At 70.3% G+C, this 381-nt stretch carries 1 protein-coding gene; it reads left to right on the top strand.

Features of this window, described 5'->3' with window-relative positions:
• A partial coding sequence (locus LPA54_RS42010; RefSeq protein WP_228985584.1) for a sorbosone dehydrogenase family protein occupies window positions 1–381 on the top strand: 381 nt, incomplete at both ends.

Raw genomic sequence — 381 nt, 5'->3', positions numbered from 1 at the left:
ACGACGCCCAGCGTTCGGCCGGCAACACCAACGACCTGCGCGGCAAGATCCTGCGCATCAAGGTCCAGGCGGACGGCAGTTACACCGTCCCGCCCGGCAACCTCTTCCCGGCGGGCACCGCGAGGACCCGCCCCGAGATCTACGCGATGGGCTTCCGCAATCCGTTCCGCATGAGCGTCGACCAGGCCACCGGGACGGTGTACGTCGGCGACTACGGCCCGGACGCGGGGACGGCAAGCCCGTCCCGAGGCCCCGCCGGACAGGTCGAGTTCAACCGCGTCACCCGGGCCGGCAACTACGGCTGGCCCTACTGCACCGGCAGGAACGACGCCTACGTCGACCACGACTTCGGCTCCGGATCCTCCGGTGCCCGCTTCGACT

Source organism: Streptomyces sp. DH12, from assembly GCF_020873895.1.
GTDB lineage: Bacteria > Actinomycetota > Actinomycetes > Streptomycetales > Streptomycetaceae > Streptomyces.
The sequence above is the reverse complement of the archived record's forward strand: the minus strand, read 5'-3'. Positions and strand labels throughout refer to the sequence as shown.